Here is a 17,066-nt window from a genome sequence, read left to right on the forward strand (position 1 = left end):
CTTAAGGAACAATTATGAAACATTTACAAAATTTAGTCGAAGAAGAAGAAGCTACAATCGATATGACACCGATGCTAGACGTTGTTTTCATCATGCTGATTTTCTTCATCGTTACTGCGTCTTTTGTAAAAGAGTCAGGTATTGATGTGAACCGTCCCGATGCACCTACGGCGGTGAAAAAAGACAGAGCAAATATCCTGATAGCAATCAATGATAAAAATGAGATTTGGATCGACAAGCGTAAAATCGATGTGCGTGCAGTTCAGGCAAACGTCGAAAGAATGCACGCTGAAAACCCTCAGGGTTCAGTTGTTATTCAAGCTGATCGTAAGTCGACAACCGAAACCCTAATCAAAGTTATGGATGCCTCGCGTGCCGCAGGTGTTCCCGACGTTTCTATTGCAGCCAACGAGTAAGATTATGCTTAGACTGTTGATAGCGATAGTACTTGCAGGTTTTATTACCTTAAGTCTGTTTTTCCTAATGCAAGCTTTGATCGCCAGTGGCGATAAAGAGCTTACAGAACCGCCTGTTGGTAAGGTCTTGGACTTTGTTCGTGTACCAAAAGATGAAACGGTTCAGAAAAAAGAGAACAAACCAAAGCGGCCACCCAAGCCAGAGAATCCACCACCTGAAATGGAGCAACCGCAAATGGATTCTCCATCACCTGATGGTGAAGGAGCAGGCTTAGACTTCGGTGCTGATGTGGCCAATGATATTAGCCTTGATGGCGGCTTAGCCTTAGGCTCTGGTGATGGTGAATATTTGCCGATTGTTAAAGTGACACCGGTTTATCCTCGTCGAGCTTTGCAACGTGGTATTCAAGGCTACGTCATCGTTGAATTCACCGTAAATAAGGTAGGTGCCGTTGTAGATCCCGTTGTTGTTGAAGCGAAGCCAGAAGGTATTTTTGATCAAGCAGCGATGGACGCGGCGAAGAAATTCAAATATAAGCCGAGAGTTGTGAATGGCGAGCCTATCGCAGTGGCGGGCGTACAGAACCGTATAACCTTTAAGATAGATGGGTAGGGAGCGAATATGAAAAACAAACTCTCTTTAATGTTGTCGTGTTGCGTTGCGATACTATCAATTGCATTACTCAGTTCTGTTAGCAGCACAAGTCATGCGGCTGCTGCATTGCAAGACGAAAGTGCAGACACCAGCCCTGGTGAACGAAAAACGAGACGTGTACCGGCATTGCGCTCGCGAGTTTATGAGCAACTATCTCGTGCCCAAACTGCAGGCGACGCTGGTAATATCGGCGAGGCGATTGAAATACTCGACGAAGTAAAAGATAAGCAAGATTCAATGAACGCTTATGAAAAGTCGATGATGTACAACTTTTATGGCTTCATCTATTACAATAGCGACCAGTTAGATAAAGCCATTGAGAGCTTTGAATTAGCGGTGCAACAACAACCGATCCCAGAAAAGTACGAGCAAACCACACTGTTTAGCTTGGCCCAACTGCATATGGCACAAGGTAACTTTGATGAGAGTATTCGTAAGTTGGAGCAATGGGAAGCGCTAAACAACGGTGTTATCCCGCCAAAAAATTACGTGCTGAAAGCTCAAGCGCACTATCAAAACAAAAACTATGCTGAATCAGCTAAGTTCATTGAACAAGCGATTGACGGCCATGAAGCGGAAGGTTATTTGCCAGATGAAGGTTGGTTGATCCTTCAACGTGCTGTTTATTATGAAATGAAACAGCCAGAGAAAGTGAAAGAGATCTTAGCGAAGATGATCCGCTTGTATGATAACCCGAAATACTGGATACAGTTGGCGGGTATGTACGGCGAGTTAGGCCAAGAGAAGAAGCAACTAGCGATGATGGAAAGTGCCTATCAAATGGGCTACGTAGAGTCAGCATCGGATATCTTTAACTTTGCTCAGCTTTATTATTATCATGAGGCACCGTACAAAGCGGCCGCGTTGATGGAGCAAGGCATCAAAAACGGTGTACTTGAAGCGAACTTGCGCAACTTGAAATTCTTGTCGATTTGTTGGACGGCTGCGAAAGAAAAAGACAAAGCGATCCCTGTTTTGATTGACGCCGCTGACCTATCAGAAGATGGTGAACTAGACGCGCAACTTGGCCATTTATACTACAACAGTGACCAGTTTGATAAAGCCATTGAGGCTTCAAGCAGAGCAATTGAAAAAGGCGGTTTAGCGAATCAAGGTGCAGTTCACATGGTGATTGGCTTAGCGCACTATAATCAGAAACGCTACGTTGAGGCTCTGGATGAGTTAGCGAAAGCTGAAGCATTCAAATCAAGCCGCGCTGCAGCTCAGCAGTGGGGACGATTTGTAGGGACAGAGAAAAACGAAAAAGAAAGGTTAGAAGCTGAATTGAATAGTATTTAATTCCGCTGAGTGCGTGCCTGTGTATGCGGGTAGAAAGAACTAAATAAGTCGCGGTCTGCATAAGTAGTCGCGGCTTTTTTGTATGGGGCATTGTTTGACTTTACACCGCATAGCTGAAAACATACCCATACAATAAAAAAAATTAAACAGGAGTCCAACATGGGCATAATTTCGTGGATTATTTTTGGTTTGATTGCAGGCATTCTGGCTAAGTGGATCATGCCAGGCAAAGACGGTGGTGGTTTTATTATCACTACTTTGCTAGGTGTTGCAGGAGCGTTTGTTGGTGGCTTTATAGGTTCGTTTTTGGGTTTAGGCACTGTCGGTAACTTTAGCTTAGGTAGCATGGCAACAGCGGTAGTGGGTGCTTTGGTACTGTTATTTATTTATCGTCAAATAAAGAAGTCCTAGCCATTCAAAAAGCTTTTGCGGAGAGTTGAAAACACTTCGCATAAGCTATCGATTGTCGATTTTGTTTATTGGTTTCTGCTAACACCAAAAAGCCAACATTTCATTTGCGTGTACTTACCGTTTTGACCCAAAGCTCACCACCAACTTTTTGAGTAACAAACATGGCATCAGCCTCAATTAGTCGACGCATTTTTATCACCTTTGGTAGCCTAGCAGCAGCGATATGTGTGCTATTTGCGTGTATTACATGGTTGTTTGCCGCCATCACCGAAGACGATGTAGTTAAGCAGGTGATGCATGAGGAAGCTAAGTACATACAACAACATTTCCTCAATAATGGTCAAATTATTCAGCCTCGTGTTAACTATATTACACTCTATACGAGCGAGTCTGAGTTTCCATCAGCGATTAAACATGGATATGATGAAAACAAATTTGAAAAGGAATTTTCTGTCAACGGCAGAAACATACATATAGAACGCTATTTATTGAGTGATAACTCGGATTTGTGGTTAACCATTGACGGCACAGACATTCAAGTAATAACCCATGTTAGCTCGGTGATGTTTTGGTTTGTGCTTGGCGTAACTATTTTAGTCATGTTGATCTCGACAATAATTGCTTATGCGCTATCTCAGCGTATTGCTAAGCCAATTAAGCAACTCACCGAAAATGTGCTCGGTCATGAAGCTGGTGCACTATTTAACACGACGATAGCGCAATTACGAAACGACGAAATAGGTAAGCTGAATTTAGCCTTTTCAGCTGCTTTTGAGCGCATAAATATTTTGTTAGCCCGTGAGAAAAACTTCACTCGAGACGTCAGTCATGAACTAAGAACCCCTATTACGCTGCTAAAAAATACCCTCACTTTGCGTACCAACTCCCCATTTACTGAAACCGACAAAGTCTTACTTACACAGGTTTCAGAGGATTTAGAAAAAACCATAGAGGTATTATTGGCCCTAGCAAGAGACGAAAACCTAATATTTAATGAAATTCGCGTATTGCCCATTTTGGAACGCAGTGTATTAAATTTGTATAAAGCCAACATAGACATGACATTTGATGTCAAGCTTGCACTCGATCCGCAACTTACGGTCATAGGCAACCCAAACCTAGTGCTACTTCTGTGTCAAAACTTGGTTAATAACGCCTATTATCACAGTGGCAATGGTAGTATGTCGATTTACAATAAAGGTAGCTCAATTATATTTGAAAACAACATCGGTGAAAATGAAAGACCTGATTACCAAGGGCTAGGGCATGGACTGTATTTAGTTGAAAGAATTGCCAACAATATGCACTGGACTTTGCGCCTTGAGCAAAAAAACACACGTTATATAGTAGAAATTCAAACAGCAATAACAGAGGAATGCTTATGAGCTCCCCCTGTCGCTTTATTTTGACCTGTTGATAAGGTTTTTGCTTGTGCCAAACAATAAGCGATAAAACAAATATTTTAAAAGCGATATACTAATTGAATATTGGCATCGGCTCGATTGTTGTTTGAACGAGACTCTTTTCCGTATCCTGCCTCTACTCTTATCGCCCAACCATATGTATTTTCACTATATTTGTACTCATAAGCCCCCCCAACGCCTTGCGTTGTTTTGTTATCAAATATAACAATGCAAAAAAATATTCCTTCACAATTGCTGTTTGCTTTTCTCGCACCCACTGCGCCTAAGAAAAGGCCTACTGAGTGTTTACCAAATTGTTTTTCAGCCCCGAATGAAAAACCGTCATCCAATCCTAATTTGTAGTTTGCATAGTAGGTAATATCTTTGTATTGATAACCAACAGTAGGTACAAGAATAAAAGGCCATCCTGTCCCAACGCGCCATTTTAGCCTGTCGTTATTTTCCTGTTGTTGTGCATAACCGTTATGGCTAACCAATAGTAAAACAAATAGTCCTGCTACACTTATTGCTCTTTTACGAAGTAAAGGCATCATTTCCCTCATGTTTATGTAAATGTCATGAACTAAGATAACTATAATAAAGTGAATCTAAGGTGAAATATAAACACTGGTCGTAGCGCAGTGTATTAGCAGTTAAGCATCAGGAAACTCACTAAATTGTGGCAATTCATCTGAAATTTCGTACCACTGAGCCTTTGATGATACGTGCATGTGCGCTTGGGGTAATAGGGTAGGGTTGTTATTTAGCGCGCCATACCTTACATGAACCATCCGTACTGAGGGTTTTTCTCCGTAAAGAGCAGAACCACAGTGCTCACAAAAACAAGAAATACTTTCTTCAGTGCGATTAAAACGTTTAATGTGATCCTGCCCTTTGGTTACTGAGAAATGGTTTTTAGGAATACCGCCAATTGCTGTTCCTGCTGCCCCAGACGACTTTCTGCACATTGAGCAGTGGCAATAACCTGCATAAACAAACTGGTCAGCAACGCTAAACTCTACTTTTCCGCAAACGCAACTTCCGGTGATTTTTTTCATTTCTTTACCTTTCAAAATTGGTTTGACTACATGAGAGTAGCCTACTTCTTCGAAATGCCAGCCTCCTTTGTTATGGGTAATATCGTTTATAACAAGTGAATTGAAGGTAAAATTTATGTATCTTTGTTTCTAATTATTGTGCAAGGATGTGATTAAGATAACCGTTTCGTATATATGCAGGCACGATATTATGATCCAGTGATTGGGCGTTTCTACTCAAATGATCCGATTGGAGCGGTTGCTCATTTAAATACGCAAAATGGTATTCACGGATTTAATCGGTATGCGTATGCAAACAACAACCCTTATAAATATATAGATCCAGATGGACAGAGTTCGCACAACCCCATAGGAATGGTTCAGTGGCATGGTGGTCAAGAGGGTATTAGAAGAACTAATAAGTTTGTCAAAGAAGTTGCAGCCGCCACTTCACTTACTGTCGAAAGGAAAGCTGGATTGAGCTTTGGGGGTAAACTCCCTAGTGGTATGGGAGCAAGAGCCAACTTAGCTGGAAAAGTAAGCGCTTCATCACCTAACTCTTCATCCCCTGAAGGGATAAAAGGTTCTTTCGAGATAAATGCTAGCGTGAATACATTAAGCGAGAATAGTTCGATCGAAGTACGGGTGTTTGAAGCATCTGCCATTTTTGACCCTTCGACTGGTTCAATTTCAGACCTACAAGTTGAAGGGTCTGATTTAAAAGGCGCTGACTTTAAAAAAGGTATGTCAGGATTGAAGGCTGATGGAAAGTTATCAATAACTGTGGCATCGTTAAAAATAGAGATTGATGTAACAAAAATAGATAATGAACAATAGGAGATAGGACTAAGTCATGACTGCGCTCGCTATTATACTCTTTGCAATCGGGATTGTGTTGTTTTTGGTTGTTTTAGTTGACATGTTCAAAAAAAACGTATTGTTGGGAGTGTGCGGCATAGTACTTTTTCCAATAGTTTTTCTATATGTTATTTTTTATTATTCTGGAAATCGGAAAGTGGTTGCTCCCCTATTATATTTCAGTTGGATAATACCCAATGTTTATATAGATTTTCATGTCAAAGATGCTCAAGAAGATTTAGCACCTTTTTTTGATGTTATGCGAGAGGAGAAAAGCATAAATTGTGAAATGACTAGCTTTATTAGTACTAGCAATAATACAAATACTTACAAAGTGCTCTGCGCTGGAGAGGGCTTGTCTTACGTTAAATTCCAAAATATTGATGAAATGCAAACTATCTACAAAACAAAAATTTTGCTGCCAATGTTAGAGGTCTATTTTAGGTCGGGGCAAATTAAGGCTGATTATAACGTGATTATTGGTCTTTTATCTCCGGTATCTCTTTATGCTTGTTACAAAATAACAAGGTTTGGCGAAATTAAAGAAGAATGGGTGAGCAATATAGACACAGGTTGTGGGTAGTAAATTATTGTGAAAGCTGTGATACGGATTGTATCAAAATCTTCCCTGTAGGTTGTGACGAGGTAGATAGAAGTTATTGAAAGCCGTGGCGAAGGAGTTCGAAGTCTCTTAATTGAACTTGAGCTTTTTGGCCCTCGCCAATAACTTGATAAAGACTGCCATTCGCAGTTTTGATTAGCTGGTTATGAGACGAGATTTCTACTATTTTGGATGTGCTAATGTAATCGTCCGTTGCGAATCGGTATGTCATGTCATCAACTCAGGTCCCCCACAAAACTTTTCCAATCAATTCTTCTCCATCAAAAACAGATACGATGTGCTAGTTTTTAACAATTGTATTCATAGAAGGTTTAATAACTTTGGATTGATGAGCGAGTCATAGTGGAGCAAAATTTAAAACTTTGGCAAAACCGTGGAAGTAATTCTGAGTTTTTGTCGCATTTTGATTAAAGATAAGTTTTCAAATTGTAAATCAAAAATAAAGCTCTTCGTTCAAATACTGATTTATACAGTGGGCTTTGACAGTAAAGTGGTAAATTTTATCGGAAAGCTGGTAAAAAATGTGCGGAATATACACTTGAAGAATACTGTCTCATTACTTAGCTTTATAAAATAAAACGTTGCCAATGTAACGGTATTAACGTTTTGTATATTTCGTTACGTCACACATGTTACGTAGTCAGCGGTTAAGTTGAGTGTATTCGAAACCCCAAAACATAATGACTTTCATAGCACTTACTCCTTTGAGCTGATTTTATTCGGACTAACCTGCCAATTTAAATCGGATCTATTGCTGGATTGTTTCGGAGAACGTGCCGAAAGTGAGTGGATTTTGCACTTGTAGAGTCCATAGAAATCAGCTTTCGATCCGATGATATTTGGCTTCGGTCCAAAGTAAATCGGCATAGCTTAAAGGTCAGTGACTACTTATCGAATTTTTGAAATTGCATATTTAATCAACAGATAAATGCATAGCGGACTACTTACCAATTATATGAGTGCATCAAACTGGCAATGGAAAGTTGATTTTCTGAAGGTCGTTGCTTGTTGATTTTTTTCACTATCCAACGCAACCCTTTACTTGAGGTTGGTGATAGCCCGCTGAAATTAGGTTCTTCATAAATGCCGGCCATTTCACGAATGACTAAGTGTTTGTTTGCGCGATTTTTCCAAAAGTAAAACTCTTCATGGCTAGTTAAGTTATCAATCAATCCTATATCTTCTGCCAGCATCATATTTTTTGTTTCAATCCAAATCATATACTGAATAACCTCCGGTGATTCTGGCCAGGGCGATGCCCTTAAACGTTTAGATTCGGTATGGAAAAAATTCTGAAAAAGAAAATGGTATAGTTCTGAGTAAAATGTGAACGGGCAAAATCGACAGATAAAGTTGAATATAACGTTGTAAAGCGCCGTCTCTACAATATCGTGAATAAACACGTGATGATTAAATTGACGAAATAATCCGAATAGTGCAGCCATAGCATGCTCGTCACCCTTTCGAATCAATCGTTGCAGGGGAAAGTTTTTTCGGTCTGCGCGATCATCAACCCTGTGGGCCATAGCGATAAAGTTATTTACTTCGTTTTGAGTGTCTTTATCCAGGCGACGATATAGTGCATCAAACGCTGCCGCATCTTTAAGTTTTGTTTCGAGCGCATCCCATATCGGAGATGACAAGTACTTTAGGGCATAACCCGCTTTTTCTTGTATACGCGAAAAAGACTTGGTGCCGGGAGATACTCCTTGATGCAAAAAGCGCCTCCATTTTCCCGAATCATATGTTAGCTCTGCGTACTGACGAGGTTTAACATTTTCCGGTTCGAAAAAACGCTCTAGCGCGTAGCCGCTCAGTGGCAAATGTTCCTTGCATGCAATCAAGTGCATCATGTACTTAACTTGAAGATACTCTACGGGATCTTTTGTAGGTCTTGCCATTACGTAATCCTCGCCACCCTAAAACCACGTCATGTCACGATTAACTATAGCAAGTCACGACTCTTAAGTGAACTTTTACAGGATCATTACTAATCGTTTTACTCCTGCTGGCGGGCTGATGCGTTTTATTCTAGGTTATCTAGTAACGTGACAAGTAGGACTAATAAGGCCTGATATGACAAAGCAAAACACAATTGACACCTTAGCTCTTGAATTGGAAGAAAAGCTGTTTGAAGAGAATGGCCCTATGATGTTTGGAGATTTACTGAGAAAGGCGCTTGGTTATCGAAGTGGAGACGCTTTTCGGCAGGCGGCTCGCAGAGGTACGTTACCTATTTACACGTTTAAAATCGAAAACAGGAGAGGTCGATTTGCCATGACAAAGGACGTCGCTAAATGGTTGGCAAGCCAACGTTATTCAGATGAAGGGAACATATGAGTTAAATTTTCAAGGCGCATAAAGTACAACGCCAACATTGACTGGTACTCAATGTTGGCGCCGATGATTTGTCTTTTGTCCAGACTCTATAATCATCGTACATTTTGGCTGTTTGTCAAATTATCTTTTTGATGATTTGAGCCAGTCTGCGCCTTTATCTTTTATAAATAGAGGTCATGATATGATTGAAATCCACAAATTAAGAGAAATTATTAGGCTACTCCTATTACCTGCTAACCTGTCCCATGTCCGCGTGGGAAAGCTTGCACAGTGTCCGAGACAAACAGTCGATGACCTGCATAAAAAGCTGATAGTCGCCAATATCGACGCAAAGGTGTTTATTAACCTAGATGACGATGCACTCAAGAGATTAATCTATCCAAAGATGGTGTTGAAAATACCGCTTAAGGTTGAGCCTGATTACGCTGAAATCGTCTCTGAATGCATCAAAACTCACAAAAAGTATCGTAAAACTATATGGACTAAATTTTGTGAATATAAACAAAAGTTCGGGGATAAAGGGTACGGTCGTTCTCGCTTTTATCAGCTGATTGCCAATTATATTAAGAAAACGAGACTATCAATGCTACAGGTATTTGCGCCTGGGGAAGTCATGTTTATCGATTACGCAGGCGCAACATTGTCCTTTGAGGACTCTGGAGAAAAAACAAGCACCTATGCGTTTGTCGCCACTCTCGGTTACAGCAAGAAACGCTTTGCATATACCACCAAAGATATGAGCGCCAAAAGTTGGATAGAGGCATGTATTGCGGCTATGGATTTCTTCAATGGTGCACCAGAAACCATTCATTGTGATAATGCCAAGGCCATGGTGAAAAAAGCGGGCCTGTTGGCAGAGCTCAGTAAATCAGCTACTGAGTTTGCTAAACACTATGGGGTATTAATAGATACTTCTCAAGTCGCCACACCCACTCACAATCCACTTGCAGAAAACAGAGTAAAGGAACTCACTCACAGCGTTTTTGCAAGTATGAACACCGATTTGACGTTTTTCTCCATTGAGGAGATGAATGTGCATCTTAAAAAAGAGGTGGAGAAACGCAACGACAAGCTGATTCAACGAATAGGGTTAAGTGCTAATGACCTGTTTTATTCCGATGAATGCCATCAGCTTCAAGCGCTTCCGAAAAAACCGTTTGAGCCCACCATCTTTCGAAGCGTCATCAAGGTGCCAGAAAACTATTTTGTTTGGTACGAAAATAACCGTTATTCGGTGCCCTATGAGTACCGTAATGACTACATTGAAATGCGGGTCAAAGGCAACAAGCTTCATATCCTGCACAAAGGAATATTGCGCGTTACCCACGACGTCGTAGAAGGCAAAAACAACGTGGTGTCTATAGATGCACATCTTCATCCAAGGCACATCGCTCAAAAACATAAAACGAAATCACACTATATGACATGGGCAAAGTCCATCGGGATCCCCACAGAGCTTATCGTAGATAACTTCTATAGCAAAACTCAGCACGAACATTCTCGGCCGGCCGGTAAACGCTGTCAGGCATTGCAAAAGCTTTATGACAAATTTGGTGATGTAGCGTTTATTGCAGGGTGTGAGCATGCGCTTAATAACGACATGATGAGCATTACGGAAATTGAACTCATCTTAAAATCTAAAGTGTATGACGTAGAGCCTGAAGCATCCTCTATGTCACACAAAAACTTACGCGGACAAGACTATTATGCAGGAGGTCAGCATGAATAAGACAGAATTGATTAGAGCCCATTGTAAATCACTAAAGCTAGACGGTTTTCTCCAAGTCCTTGAACATGAGGATTTCTCTGCAACGTCCCACGATGAGTTCCTAGAGGCGCTGCTATCCTCTCAACTCACATTGAACAGTGAACGAAAAATAAAACGGCTGACCGCACAGGCGAAACTTAAATATGAAGATGTTTATTTGTCTGACATCGATTACGGCTTATGCCCGTCACTTAAAGTGAATCAGGTCAATCAGCTGGGCGAGTGCCATTGGGTAGATACCAATAAAAACGTCATCATCATTGGCGCTACGGGTACAGGAAAAACATCACTTGCTTGCAGGTTTGCACAAGAAGTTATCGCCAAACAGCAAAGCGTCATGTTCTATCGATTATCGCATTTGCTGTTGGAACTGGTGGCAGCTGACAAAGAGGGTGAGTTGATGAAACTGCTTAAGAAACTTACCCGTTTCAACGTCCTCATTATTGATGATTGGGGCAATGCCTTGATGGATAAAAACGAACGTCATTTGCTCTTTGAGTTGATTGAATATCGAGAGCAGAAAGGGGCATTATTAATCACCTCTCAGTATCCCATATCGGCCTGGCATGAAACGTTTGGCAATGAAACGATAGCGGATTCTGTTCTCGATAGAATTGTCCATAATAGTCATCGAATTAACCTCAAAGGCGAGTCAATACGAAAGCTGTTGGCAGAAAGGGAGTGAACCCATGTATGAATCCCTTATTAGCAATATGGCAGTGGAGGATATCTATGTTTCTCAGGTTTTCGATTACTATCATGCCTGTTTTGTGAAAAGTGACTGGTGTCAGTCATTTGTGGCTGATAGTCCGCGTATCCCAGGTGAATTCCGGAACACAGAAGTGATTGGGCTTTGCGACCGCACTATTCATACAATAGTGCCGGTTGCTCGAACACTAGAAGGTGGTGCTATTCGCGGTGGCCTGCAGCACTGCGGGCTTATTACAGCCCGAGGGGGAGAGCTATTTCGTGGCTGCCTAGTGTTCCCTAAATTTGATAGCACAGGCAAGATAATAGAGGCGACGGGGTTTCGATATGGCAAGCGTATACGCCATTGGCAGTCGTTGACCGTTCATTGGAATAGACCAAACTCTAATGTGTATTTGGCAGAGGGAATGGCGCTAGCAGAGAAGTTCGTTCATGCGAAAGCCTAATAGTAAGCGGATTTGGTGCTGCGTAAAATACTATTTGTATCTTTGTCAGGCAAAAGGCCAAGCCCCTGATACCATCAGGGGCAAAATCCATGGCTTGAAAAAGTTCTTCAAATGGTGTTTAACCAAAGACGTGTATTTTATCGACCAGATTGATTTGGATTTGATGGATGAATATTTAAATTATCTGAACATTTATCGAAAGCCACTGGACGGTAGGCCATTATGCGCGTCGAATAAACGAGCATTGATGACCTTCGTAAAGACTTTCATTGAAAAGCTTCATGCAAAGGGATTATTGCCTTGGAATACTCTGGCGCTCATTGAATTGCCAAGCAAAGGCAGACCTCTGCCTAGAGCCATATTCAATAGACAAGAGATTGAAAAAATACTTGGCCAAACCATGATGTTTGGAACTTTCGGATTGCGTGACCGAACCATCTTGGAGGTCTTTTTTGCGACGGGTATTCGAAGAACGGAATTGATGTATTTGAATATCGAGGACATCGATTTTCACTCGCAGCTCGTTAGAGTGAATCGAGGGAAAGGTAACAAAGAACGCATTGTACCGATAAGCCAACGAGCGTGTGAATGGGCAGCGTTTTATATCAGTAAAATTCGGTCGCAAATTGCGTTTTTAGGCTCTGGTACCACACTATTTCTGGCAAATAACGGTAAACGTTTTCGACCTAATCAATTATCTGAACTGGTATCTCGCTATGTAAGGCTAGCAGGCCTAAAACGTGCGGGCTCTTGCCATCTCTTTCGCCACGCTACTGCTACCATTATGTTAGATGAGGGTGCAGAGCTTCGCCACGTGCAAGAAATGCTTGGACACGCGGACATCTCAACCACACAAATCTATACTCATGTCAGTCGGTCAAAACTCAGTGCGGTATATCGCAATACCCATCCCTCCGCTCAATCTGACAGTGGGCTGTTTAAATAACATGGCAGCCCATTCACGTCTTAAATTTTATTGCATAGTTAGCACGCCCCTGCGCCCACAAAAAGTGGGCATTACAACTTTACTTTGACATAATCGACAACGCAGGAGAGACTGGATCGTGTTTTCGATTACTTTATATGCAGGCACGATACTATGATCCAGTGATTGGGCTTATAGTATGTACTCGGCGGGAAAGAGCGAGATGGTAAGAAAAGGAAAATTCAAAAATGATTAGGTTATTGTCAATAAAAATCACGCTGCTACTATTTGTAATTTTTAGTGTTAACGGCACTGAACCGACTGCTGCTAGATTTCACAGTCTTTGGAATCCACCTGAAACGCACTGCAAACTTGCCCTGTTACATCTAAAATTAACCACTCATGATAAGAGTATAACTCCGCACCTTACAAATGCAGGCAATTGTAAGTACTTTGAAGGAGATACTTATGCTGCAATTTCTCTTTGGACAGAAGCATATATTTTGGGAAGAGAAGAAACTCTGCGGGTTTTAGCAAGAGTGTCAAGCCTTTTAGGGACGGAATCAGAACGTCAATTAGGTTTAGCTTTATTGCATGCCTATAGTAATGAGAACAAAACGCACAAATACCAACTCCCTCTATTCAAAGCCCTTCAAATAATCGCGTTTGAGCCTCGAAACAAAGCAAACGAATTGTTGACCATCGAGAATCTGGCTTTGGCCTTTGAATTAGAAACTAAAATCACTCCGACTGAAACTTTTCATTTTATCTCTTACTTACAAGACAGTAAGTATTTTAACCATAGTATGGAAGAAGCTGAGGTTTTGTTCACGAAACTCACTCCGTGGAAAAACGAAATTAGATTCTCAGAATGCTTTATTGCAGAGGCATTAGAATTCGATATATATAAATTACCATCGACTCAAAGATTGAAAAACTCTTACAACGAAAAGTGTTCTGCCCAACAGTTACTAGATGAAAATTACGGGAAGACCCGTTAAACGGTTTACCGCTCAAAGAATATGAACGGCTAGTTCAGGAAAGCTCTCTTGAAGTTTGATCGATAAAAAGGATGTTATTCAACTTGCTACTGGATTTCAAGTAGCAGCTTCTACCGTTATGACTACTGATAAAAACAAGCAAGGTATATCTCTTGAAGCCGACGCTGGATTTGAATTGAATATCGGGCCATCCAACGTTCAAGTACAGGCTGAAAAAGAAGAGGCATTATTCAGACCTGAAGATGGCTTACTTGAGGTCATTATACTTGAGGGATCCAAAGCAGATGCATCGTTGAAAGCAGGACCTGCTAGTGTGACACACGATAATAAAGCAAAATTAGGGGTAACATTTTTGACTTTTAAAGGCGAAATAGATATGGATAAAAATAAATGAAGCTGCTTGGATATTGGAGAAGTCTATTTCAACTTTGGTGTGCATTTATAAGTATAGCTGTTGTTTACAACTTAAGTCAGGGGAACCAGTTTAGTGGAGATATTTTCTTCAGCGCCCTCTTTGGTGTAACAATATTGATTACCTGTTTTTATTCGCTCTATCCTATCCTTTTTGTACTCGTTCGCAGAAAGAACTATAGTCCAGTAAAAATAATTGCTATAGCCTTACTTTGCATTGCGGCCCCTATTATCGGAAGTGTTTTACTCTATTGTGTTTTTTCAAAATAATTGAGGTCTTAAGAGAGCGCTGCAGCGAACCATTGATTGTTTTAAGTACCTTATGCAAAGGTCATTTTTACGTTGTATGCTATTGGTAATAATTCTAGCATCAAAACATTATGATTGATTATTCTCTGCGAAAGTAAAGTGCTAATGACTTCAGACTAAAAAGGATGATTTAAACGGAGGAGTTTTCGTATGAGTGGTAAATTTGAGTGTTACAATTGCAAATTCTTATTTGACGGGGAAAATTATAGTTGGTATTTCTACTACGAAAAGGGAAAATATCATGTGTGCCCGAACTGCCAAGCGAAAGTAGTTCCAGATTATGATTTTGAGTATATGGGCTTAGTTGATAAAATCCAGTCAATATCGTTTATGATTGGAATTGGACTACTAGTGATAGTTAATTTGCTTGAGTTAGAGTCATATTGGTGGCACGTGATGTACGTTATTCCTATCTTTGTCTCTGGTATTTGTACTTTAATTTATAATAATTTAGCCTCAGAACTAAGTCAGAATACATATCGTACTCGTTCCTACAAGGACCGACAGTAAATAAAGAGGGCAAAGTAAATTTACCGCGGTGTTTGTTGCTTCAATAGGAAAGCAAAAAGCTAGCTGATGGACGGTCATTCTTCAAACATAAAAAAGCGCCCATAGTCAGGCGCTTTTCAAAAGTTTCGCTTCGAAAAAAACTTAAAGAACAAATAAACCCTTACTTATCCTCAGCAATCTGCTCATGCAACCAAGCAGCATGACGCGGTGCTTTTTTCGTCTTGCTCCACTCTTCTAGCATATCTGGCGCAACGCGATGAAGCTCGTCCATTTGTGCTTGAGTATGTGTGTTCGCGGCTAACTCTAAACGGTGGCCATTAGGGTCGAAAAAGTAAATCGACTTAAAGATACCGTGGTTGGTCGGCCCAATCACCTCAATATCATGGCTTTCAACTTTTGCTTTCGCGGCAAGCAATGCGTCCATGCTATCCACTTTCATAGCAATGTGTTGAACCCACTTAGGTGTGTTCTGGTCGCGATCCATATCTGGCTGTTCTGGCAATTCAAAGAATGCCAATACATTACCGTTACCCGCATCCATAAATATGTGCATGTAAGGGTCATAGGCGCCAGTAGATGGCACATGGTCTTCTGCTATTGCTAACTGGAAGTCCATGCCCAATACTTCTTGGTAGAAGGTCACTGTTTCTTTGGCATCCTTGCAGCGGTAAGCTACATGATGAAAACCATTTAATTGGATTGGGTGGCTCATGCGCCCTCCTTTTCCTCAGTTTTGTTAGTATTTAACACACCACGATTGATTTGGTCACGTTCGATAGATTCGAATAGGGCCTTGAAGTTACCTTCACCAAAACCGTCATCACCTTTACGCTGAATAAATTCAAAGAACACAGGACCAAGTTGAGTTTCAGAGAATATTTGTAGTAGTAGACGAGGACCACCTTCGGTTGTTCCATCCATCAAAATTCCACGAGTTTGTAACTCTTCTACTGGCTCTCCGTGATTCGGTAAACGACCTTCTAGCAATTCATAGTAGGTTGCTGGTGGTGCTGTCATGAATGGCATGCCCATGTCTTTCAGGCGATCCCAACACGCCACTAAATCATCACAGCTAAAGGCGATGTGTTGAATGCCTTCGCCGTTGAACGCACGTAAAAACTCTTCGATTTGGCCTTTGCCGCCTTCACCTTCCTCGTTTAGAGGAATTCTAATTTTACCATCTGGTGCAGTGAGGGCTTTTGACGTTAAGCCAGTATATTCACCTTTGATATCAAAGAAGCGAATTTCTTGGAAGTTAAACAGTTTTTCGTAGAAGTCAGCCCAATATGCCATGCGACCGCCATAAACGTTGTGAGTCAAATGGTCGATAACTTTAAAGCCCGCGCCTACTGGATTACGGTCTACGCCGTCGATATATTCAAAGTCGATATCGTAGATAGATAGCTCATCGCCGTAACGATCGATTAAATAAATAATCGCGTTGCCGATCCCACGAATTGCTGGTAAGCGAAGCTCCATTGGGCCAGTTTCGACGTGTACAGGTTCAGCGCCTTGAGCCAACAAGTGCTCGTATGCTTTTACCGCATTTCTTACTCTAAAGCCCATACCGCATGCTGACGGGCCATGTTCGCGCGCAAAATACCACGCTGCTGATTTTGGCTCGTAATTGGCAATAAGATTGATGCCACCTTGACGCCATAATTGTGCGTCTTTGGTACGATGGTTGGCGATATGAGTGAAGCCCATCGCAGTGAATACCGTTTCCAATTGTCCTTTTTCAGGTGCTGAAAATTCTATGAATTCAAAGCCATCTAATCCCGCTGGGTTATCAAATAAATCTGCCATGTTTTACTCTCTTTTAGTTTCATCGACACGACGCATTGTCGCATCTATTCGCTGATGCTGAATAACGTACAATCAGGGTACGTTTTTAATTGGCGCTAGTTTAGGGCAAAGCGCGATAAAATGCCCGATTAGGACAGGTTC

Annotated in this window: 19 protein-coding genes; 14 read left to right on the forward strand and 5 right to left on the reverse strand. The window is 41.2% G+C overall.

Annotation, left to right across the window (positions count from 1 at the left end):
• Nucleotides 1-11: 11 nt before the first annotated feature.
• The 5 genes from RM556_RS03780 to RM556_RS03800 all read left to right on the forward strand — a co-directional run bounded on the left by RM556_RS03780 (nucleotide 12) and on the right by RM556_RS03800 (nucleotide 4,166).
• The gene (locus tag RM556_RS03780) at nucleotides 12-416 is read left to right on the forward strand and encodes a biopolymer transporter ExbD (RefSeq protein WP_311362099.1); all 405 of its coding nucleotides are present in this window, start codon (nucleotides 12-14) and stop codon (nucleotides 414-416) included.
• A gap of 4 nt (nucleotides 417-420) precedes the next feature.
• On the forward strand, nucleotides 421-1,029 hold the full coding sequence (locus RM556_RS03785) for an energy transducer TonB (RefSeq protein ID WP_311361917.1): 609 nt from the start codon (nucleotides 421-423) through the stop codon (nucleotides 1,027-1,029).
• Between the two features lie 9 nt (nucleotides 1,030-1,038).
• Nucleotides 1,039-2,370 carry a tetratricopeptide repeat protein gene (locus tag RM556_RS03790; protein WP_311373873.1) on the forward strand — a complete coding sequence of 444 codons (1,332 nt, stop codon included), beginning with the start codon at nucleotides 1,039-1,041 and terminating at the stop codon, nucleotides 2,368-2,370.
• Between the two features lie 159 nt (nucleotides 2,371-2,529).
• A complete protein-coding gene (locus tag RM556_RS03795; RefSeq protein WP_311373874.1) occupies nucleotides 2,530-2,781 on the forward strand; it encodes a GlsB/YeaQ/YmgE family stress response membrane protein in 252 nt (83 codons plus the stop codon).
• Nucleotides 2,782-2,942: 161 nt separating this feature from the next.
• Nucleotides 2,943-4,166, forward strand: coding sequence for a HAMP domain-containing sensor histidine kinase (locus tag RM556_RS03800; RefSeq protein WP_311373875.1), 1,224 nt, complete (start codon nucleotides 2,943-2,945; stop codon nucleotides 4,164-4,166).
• Between the two features lie 77 nt (nucleotides 4,167-4,243).
• On the opposite strand, the gene RM556_RS03805 is transcribed toward RM556_RS03800, so the two are convergent.
• Nucleotides 4,244-4,738, reverse strand: coding sequence for a hypothetical protein (locus tag RM556_RS03805; RefSeq protein WP_311373876.1), 495 nt, complete (start codon nucleotides 4,736-4,738; stop codon nucleotides 4,244-4,246).
• Nucleotides 4,739-4,837: 99 nt separating this feature from the next.
• Nucleotides 4,838-5,242, reverse strand: coding sequence for a GFA family protein (locus RM556_RS03810; RefSeq protein WP_311373877.1), 405 nt, complete (start codon nucleotides 5,240-5,242; stop codon nucleotides 4,838-4,840).
• Between the two features lie 174 nt (nucleotides 5,243-5,416).
• Here RM556_RS03810 and RM556_RS03815 point away from each other — a divergent pair, with 174 nt between their 5' ends.
• Together RM556_RS03815 and RM556_RS03820 are read left to right on the forward strand one after the other, a co-directional pair.
• Nucleotides 5,417-6,058: an RHS repeat-associated core domain-containing protein gene (locus RM556_RS03815; protein WP_311373878.1), complete on the forward strand. Its 642-nt coding sequence runs from the start codon at nucleotides 5,417-5,419 to the stop codon at nucleotides 6,056-6,058.
• Between the two features lie 16 nt (nucleotides 6,059-6,074).
• On the forward strand, nucleotides 6,075-6,662 hold the full coding sequence (locus RM556_RS03820; protein WP_311373879.1) for a hypothetical protein: 588 nt from the start codon (nucleotides 6,075-6,077) through the stop codon (nucleotides 6,660-6,662).
• Between the two features lie 983 nt (nucleotides 6,663-7,645).
• Here the strand turns inward: RM556_RS03820 and RM556_RS03825 are convergent.
• On the reverse strand, nucleotides 7,646-8,602 hold the full coding sequence (locus tag RM556_RS03825) for a hypothetical protein (RefSeq protein WP_311373880.1): 957 nt from the start codon (nucleotides 8,600-8,602) through the stop codon (nucleotides 7,646-7,648).
• A 175-nt stretch (nucleotides 8,603-8,777) separates the two neighbouring features.
• On the opposite strand from RM556_RS03825, the gene RM556_RS03830 reads away from it, so the two are divergent.
• From RM556_RS03830 to RM556_RS03860, 7 genes are all read left to right on the forward strand, one after another.
• Nucleotides 8,778-9,041 carry a hypothetical protein gene (locus tag RM556_RS03830; protein WP_311373881.1) on the forward strand — a complete coding sequence of 88 codons (264 nt, stop codon included), beginning with the start codon at nucleotides 8,778-8,780 and terminating at the stop codon, nucleotides 9,039-9,041.
• Nucleotides 9,042-9,222: 181 nt separating this feature from the next.
• Complete coding sequence (locus RM556_RS03835; RefSeq protein ID WP_311373882.1) at nucleotides 9,223-10,770, forward strand: DDE-type integrase/transposase/recombinase; 1,548 nt, start codon at nucleotides 9,223-9,225, stop codon at nucleotides 10,768-10,770.
• Nucleotides 10,763-11,494, forward strand: a complete 732-nt coding sequence (istB, locus tag RM556_RS03840) for an IS21-like element helper ATPase IstB (protein WP_311373883.1) — start codon at nucleotides 10,763-10,765, stop codon at nucleotides 11,492-11,494. Before RM556_RS03835 ends, istB begins: the two co-directional genes overlap by 8 nt.
• 4 nt (nucleotides 11,495-11,498) lie before the next feature.
• Nucleotides 11,499-11,963, forward strand: coding sequence for a hypothetical protein (locus RM556_RS03845; protein ID WP_311373884.1), 465 nt, complete (start codon nucleotides 11,499-11,501; stop codon nucleotides 11,961-11,963).
• Nucleotides 11,950-12,909 carry a tyrosine-type recombinase/integrase gene (locus RM556_RS03850; protein WP_311373885.1) on the forward strand — a complete coding sequence of 320 codons (960 nt, stop codon included), beginning with the start codon at nucleotides 11,950-11,952 and terminating at the stop codon, nucleotides 12,907-12,909. Before RM556_RS03845 ends, RM556_RS03850 begins: the two co-directional genes overlap by 14 nt.
• 227 nt (nucleotides 12,910-13,136) lie before the next feature.
• The gene (locus RM556_RS03855; protein WP_311373886.1) at nucleotides 13,137-13,889 is read left to right on the forward strand and encodes a hypothetical protein; all 753 of its coding nucleotides are present in this window, start codon (nucleotides 13,137-13,139) and stop codon (nucleotides 13,887-13,889) included.
• A 55-nt stretch (nucleotides 13,890-13,944) separates the two neighbouring features.
• Nucleotides 13,945-14,283, forward strand: coding sequence for a hypothetical protein (locus RM556_RS03860; protein ID WP_311373887.1), 339 nt, complete (start codon nucleotides 13,945-13,947; stop codon nucleotides 14,281-14,283).
• Between the two features lie 996 nt (nucleotides 14,284-15,279).
• On the opposite strand, the gene RM556_RS03865 is transcribed toward RM556_RS03860, so the two are convergent.
• Together RM556_RS03865 and hppD are read right to left on the reverse strand one after the other, a co-directional pair.
• A complete protein-coding gene (locus RM556_RS03865; RefSeq protein ID WP_311373888.1) occupies nucleotides 15,280-15,831 on the reverse strand; it encodes a VOC family protein in 552 nt (183 codons plus the stop codon).
• Nucleotides 15,828-16,925 (reverse strand): 4-hydroxyphenylpyruvate dioxygenase, encoded by a 1,098-nt coding sequence (gene hppD / locus RM556_RS03870; protein WP_311373889.1) that lies wholly within the window; start codon nucleotides 16,923-16,925, stop codon nucleotides 15,828-15,830. Before hppD ends, RM556_RS03865 begins: the two co-directional genes overlap by 4 nt.
• Nucleotides 16,926-17,066 lie beyond the last annotated feature (141 nt).

The sequence above is a fragment of the Alteromonas sp. W364 genome, from assembly GCF_031846205.1.
Taxonomy (GTDB): Bacteria; Pseudomonadota; Gammaproteobacteria; order Enterobacterales; family Alteromonadaceae; genus Glaciecola; species Glaciecola blandensis.

Excerpts from the sequence above, each read along its gene's own strand:
- RM556_RS03785 (WP_311361917.1), top strand. The coding sequence starts at position 421 with ATGCTTAGACTGTTGATAGCGATAGTACTTGCAGGTTTTATTACCTTA.
- RM556_RS03790 (WP_311373873.1), top strand. The coding sequence starts at position 1,039 with ATGAAAAACAAACTCTCTTTAATGTTGTCGTGTTGCGTTGCGATACTA.
- RM556_RS03795 (WP_311373874.1), top strand. The coding sequence starts at position 2,530 with ATGGGCATAATTTCGTGGATTATTTTTGGTTTGATTGCAGGCATTCTG.
- RM556_RS03800 (WP_311373875.1), top strand. The coding sequence starts at position 2,943 with ATGGCATCAGCCTCAATTAGTCGACGCATTTTTATCACCTTTGGTAGC.
- RM556_RS03805 (WP_311373876.1), bottom strand. The coding sequence starts at position 4,738 with ATGATGCCTTTACTTCGTAAAAGAGCAATAAGTGTAGCAGGACTATTT.
- RM556_RS03810 (WP_311373877.1), bottom strand. The coding sequence starts at position 5,242 with ATGAAAAAAATCACCGGAAGTTGCGTTTGCGGAAAAGTAGAGTTTAGC.
- RM556_RS03815 (WP_311373878.1), top strand. The coding sequence starts at position 5,417 with ATGCAGGCACGATATTATGATCCAGTGATTGGGCGTTTCTACTCAAAT.
- RM556_RS03820 (WP_311373879.1), top strand. The coding sequence starts at position 6,075 with ATGACTGCGCTCGCTATTATACTCTTTGCAATCGGGATTGTGTTGTTT.
- RM556_RS03825 (WP_311373880.1), bottom strand. The coding sequence starts at position 8,602 with ATGGCAAGACCTACAAAAGATCCCGTAGAGTATCTTCAAGTTAAGTAC.
- RM556_RS03830 (WP_311373881.1), top strand. The coding sequence starts at position 8,778 with ATGACAAAGCAAAACACAATTGACACCTTAGCTCTTGAATTGGAAGAA.
- RM556_RS03835 (WP_311373882.1), top strand. The coding sequence starts at position 9,223 with ATGATTGAAATCCACAAATTAAGAGAAATTATTAGGCTACTCCTATTA.
- istB (WP_311373883.1), top strand. The coding sequence starts at position 10,763 with ATGAATAAGACAGAATTGATTAGAGCCCATTGTAAATCACTAAAGCTA.
- RM556_RS03845 (WP_311373884.1), top strand. The coding sequence starts at position 11,499 with ATGTATGAATCCCTTATTAGCAATATGGCAGTGGAGGATATCTATGTT.
- RM556_RS03850 (WP_311373885.1), top strand. The coding sequence starts at position 11,950 with ATGCGAAAGCCTAATAGTAAGCGGATTTGGTGCTGCGTAAAATACTAT.
- RM556_RS03855 (WP_311373886.1), top strand. The coding sequence starts at position 13,137 with ATGATTAGGTTATTGTCAATAAAAATCACGCTGCTACTATTTGTAATT.
- RM556_RS03865 (WP_311373888.1), bottom strand. The coding sequence starts at position 15,831 with ATGAGCCACCCAATCCAATTAAATGGTTTTCATCATGTAGCTTACCGC.
- hppD (WP_311373889.1), bottom strand. The coding sequence starts at position 16,925 with ATGGCAGATTTATTTGATAACCCAGCGGGATTAGATGGCTTTGAATTC.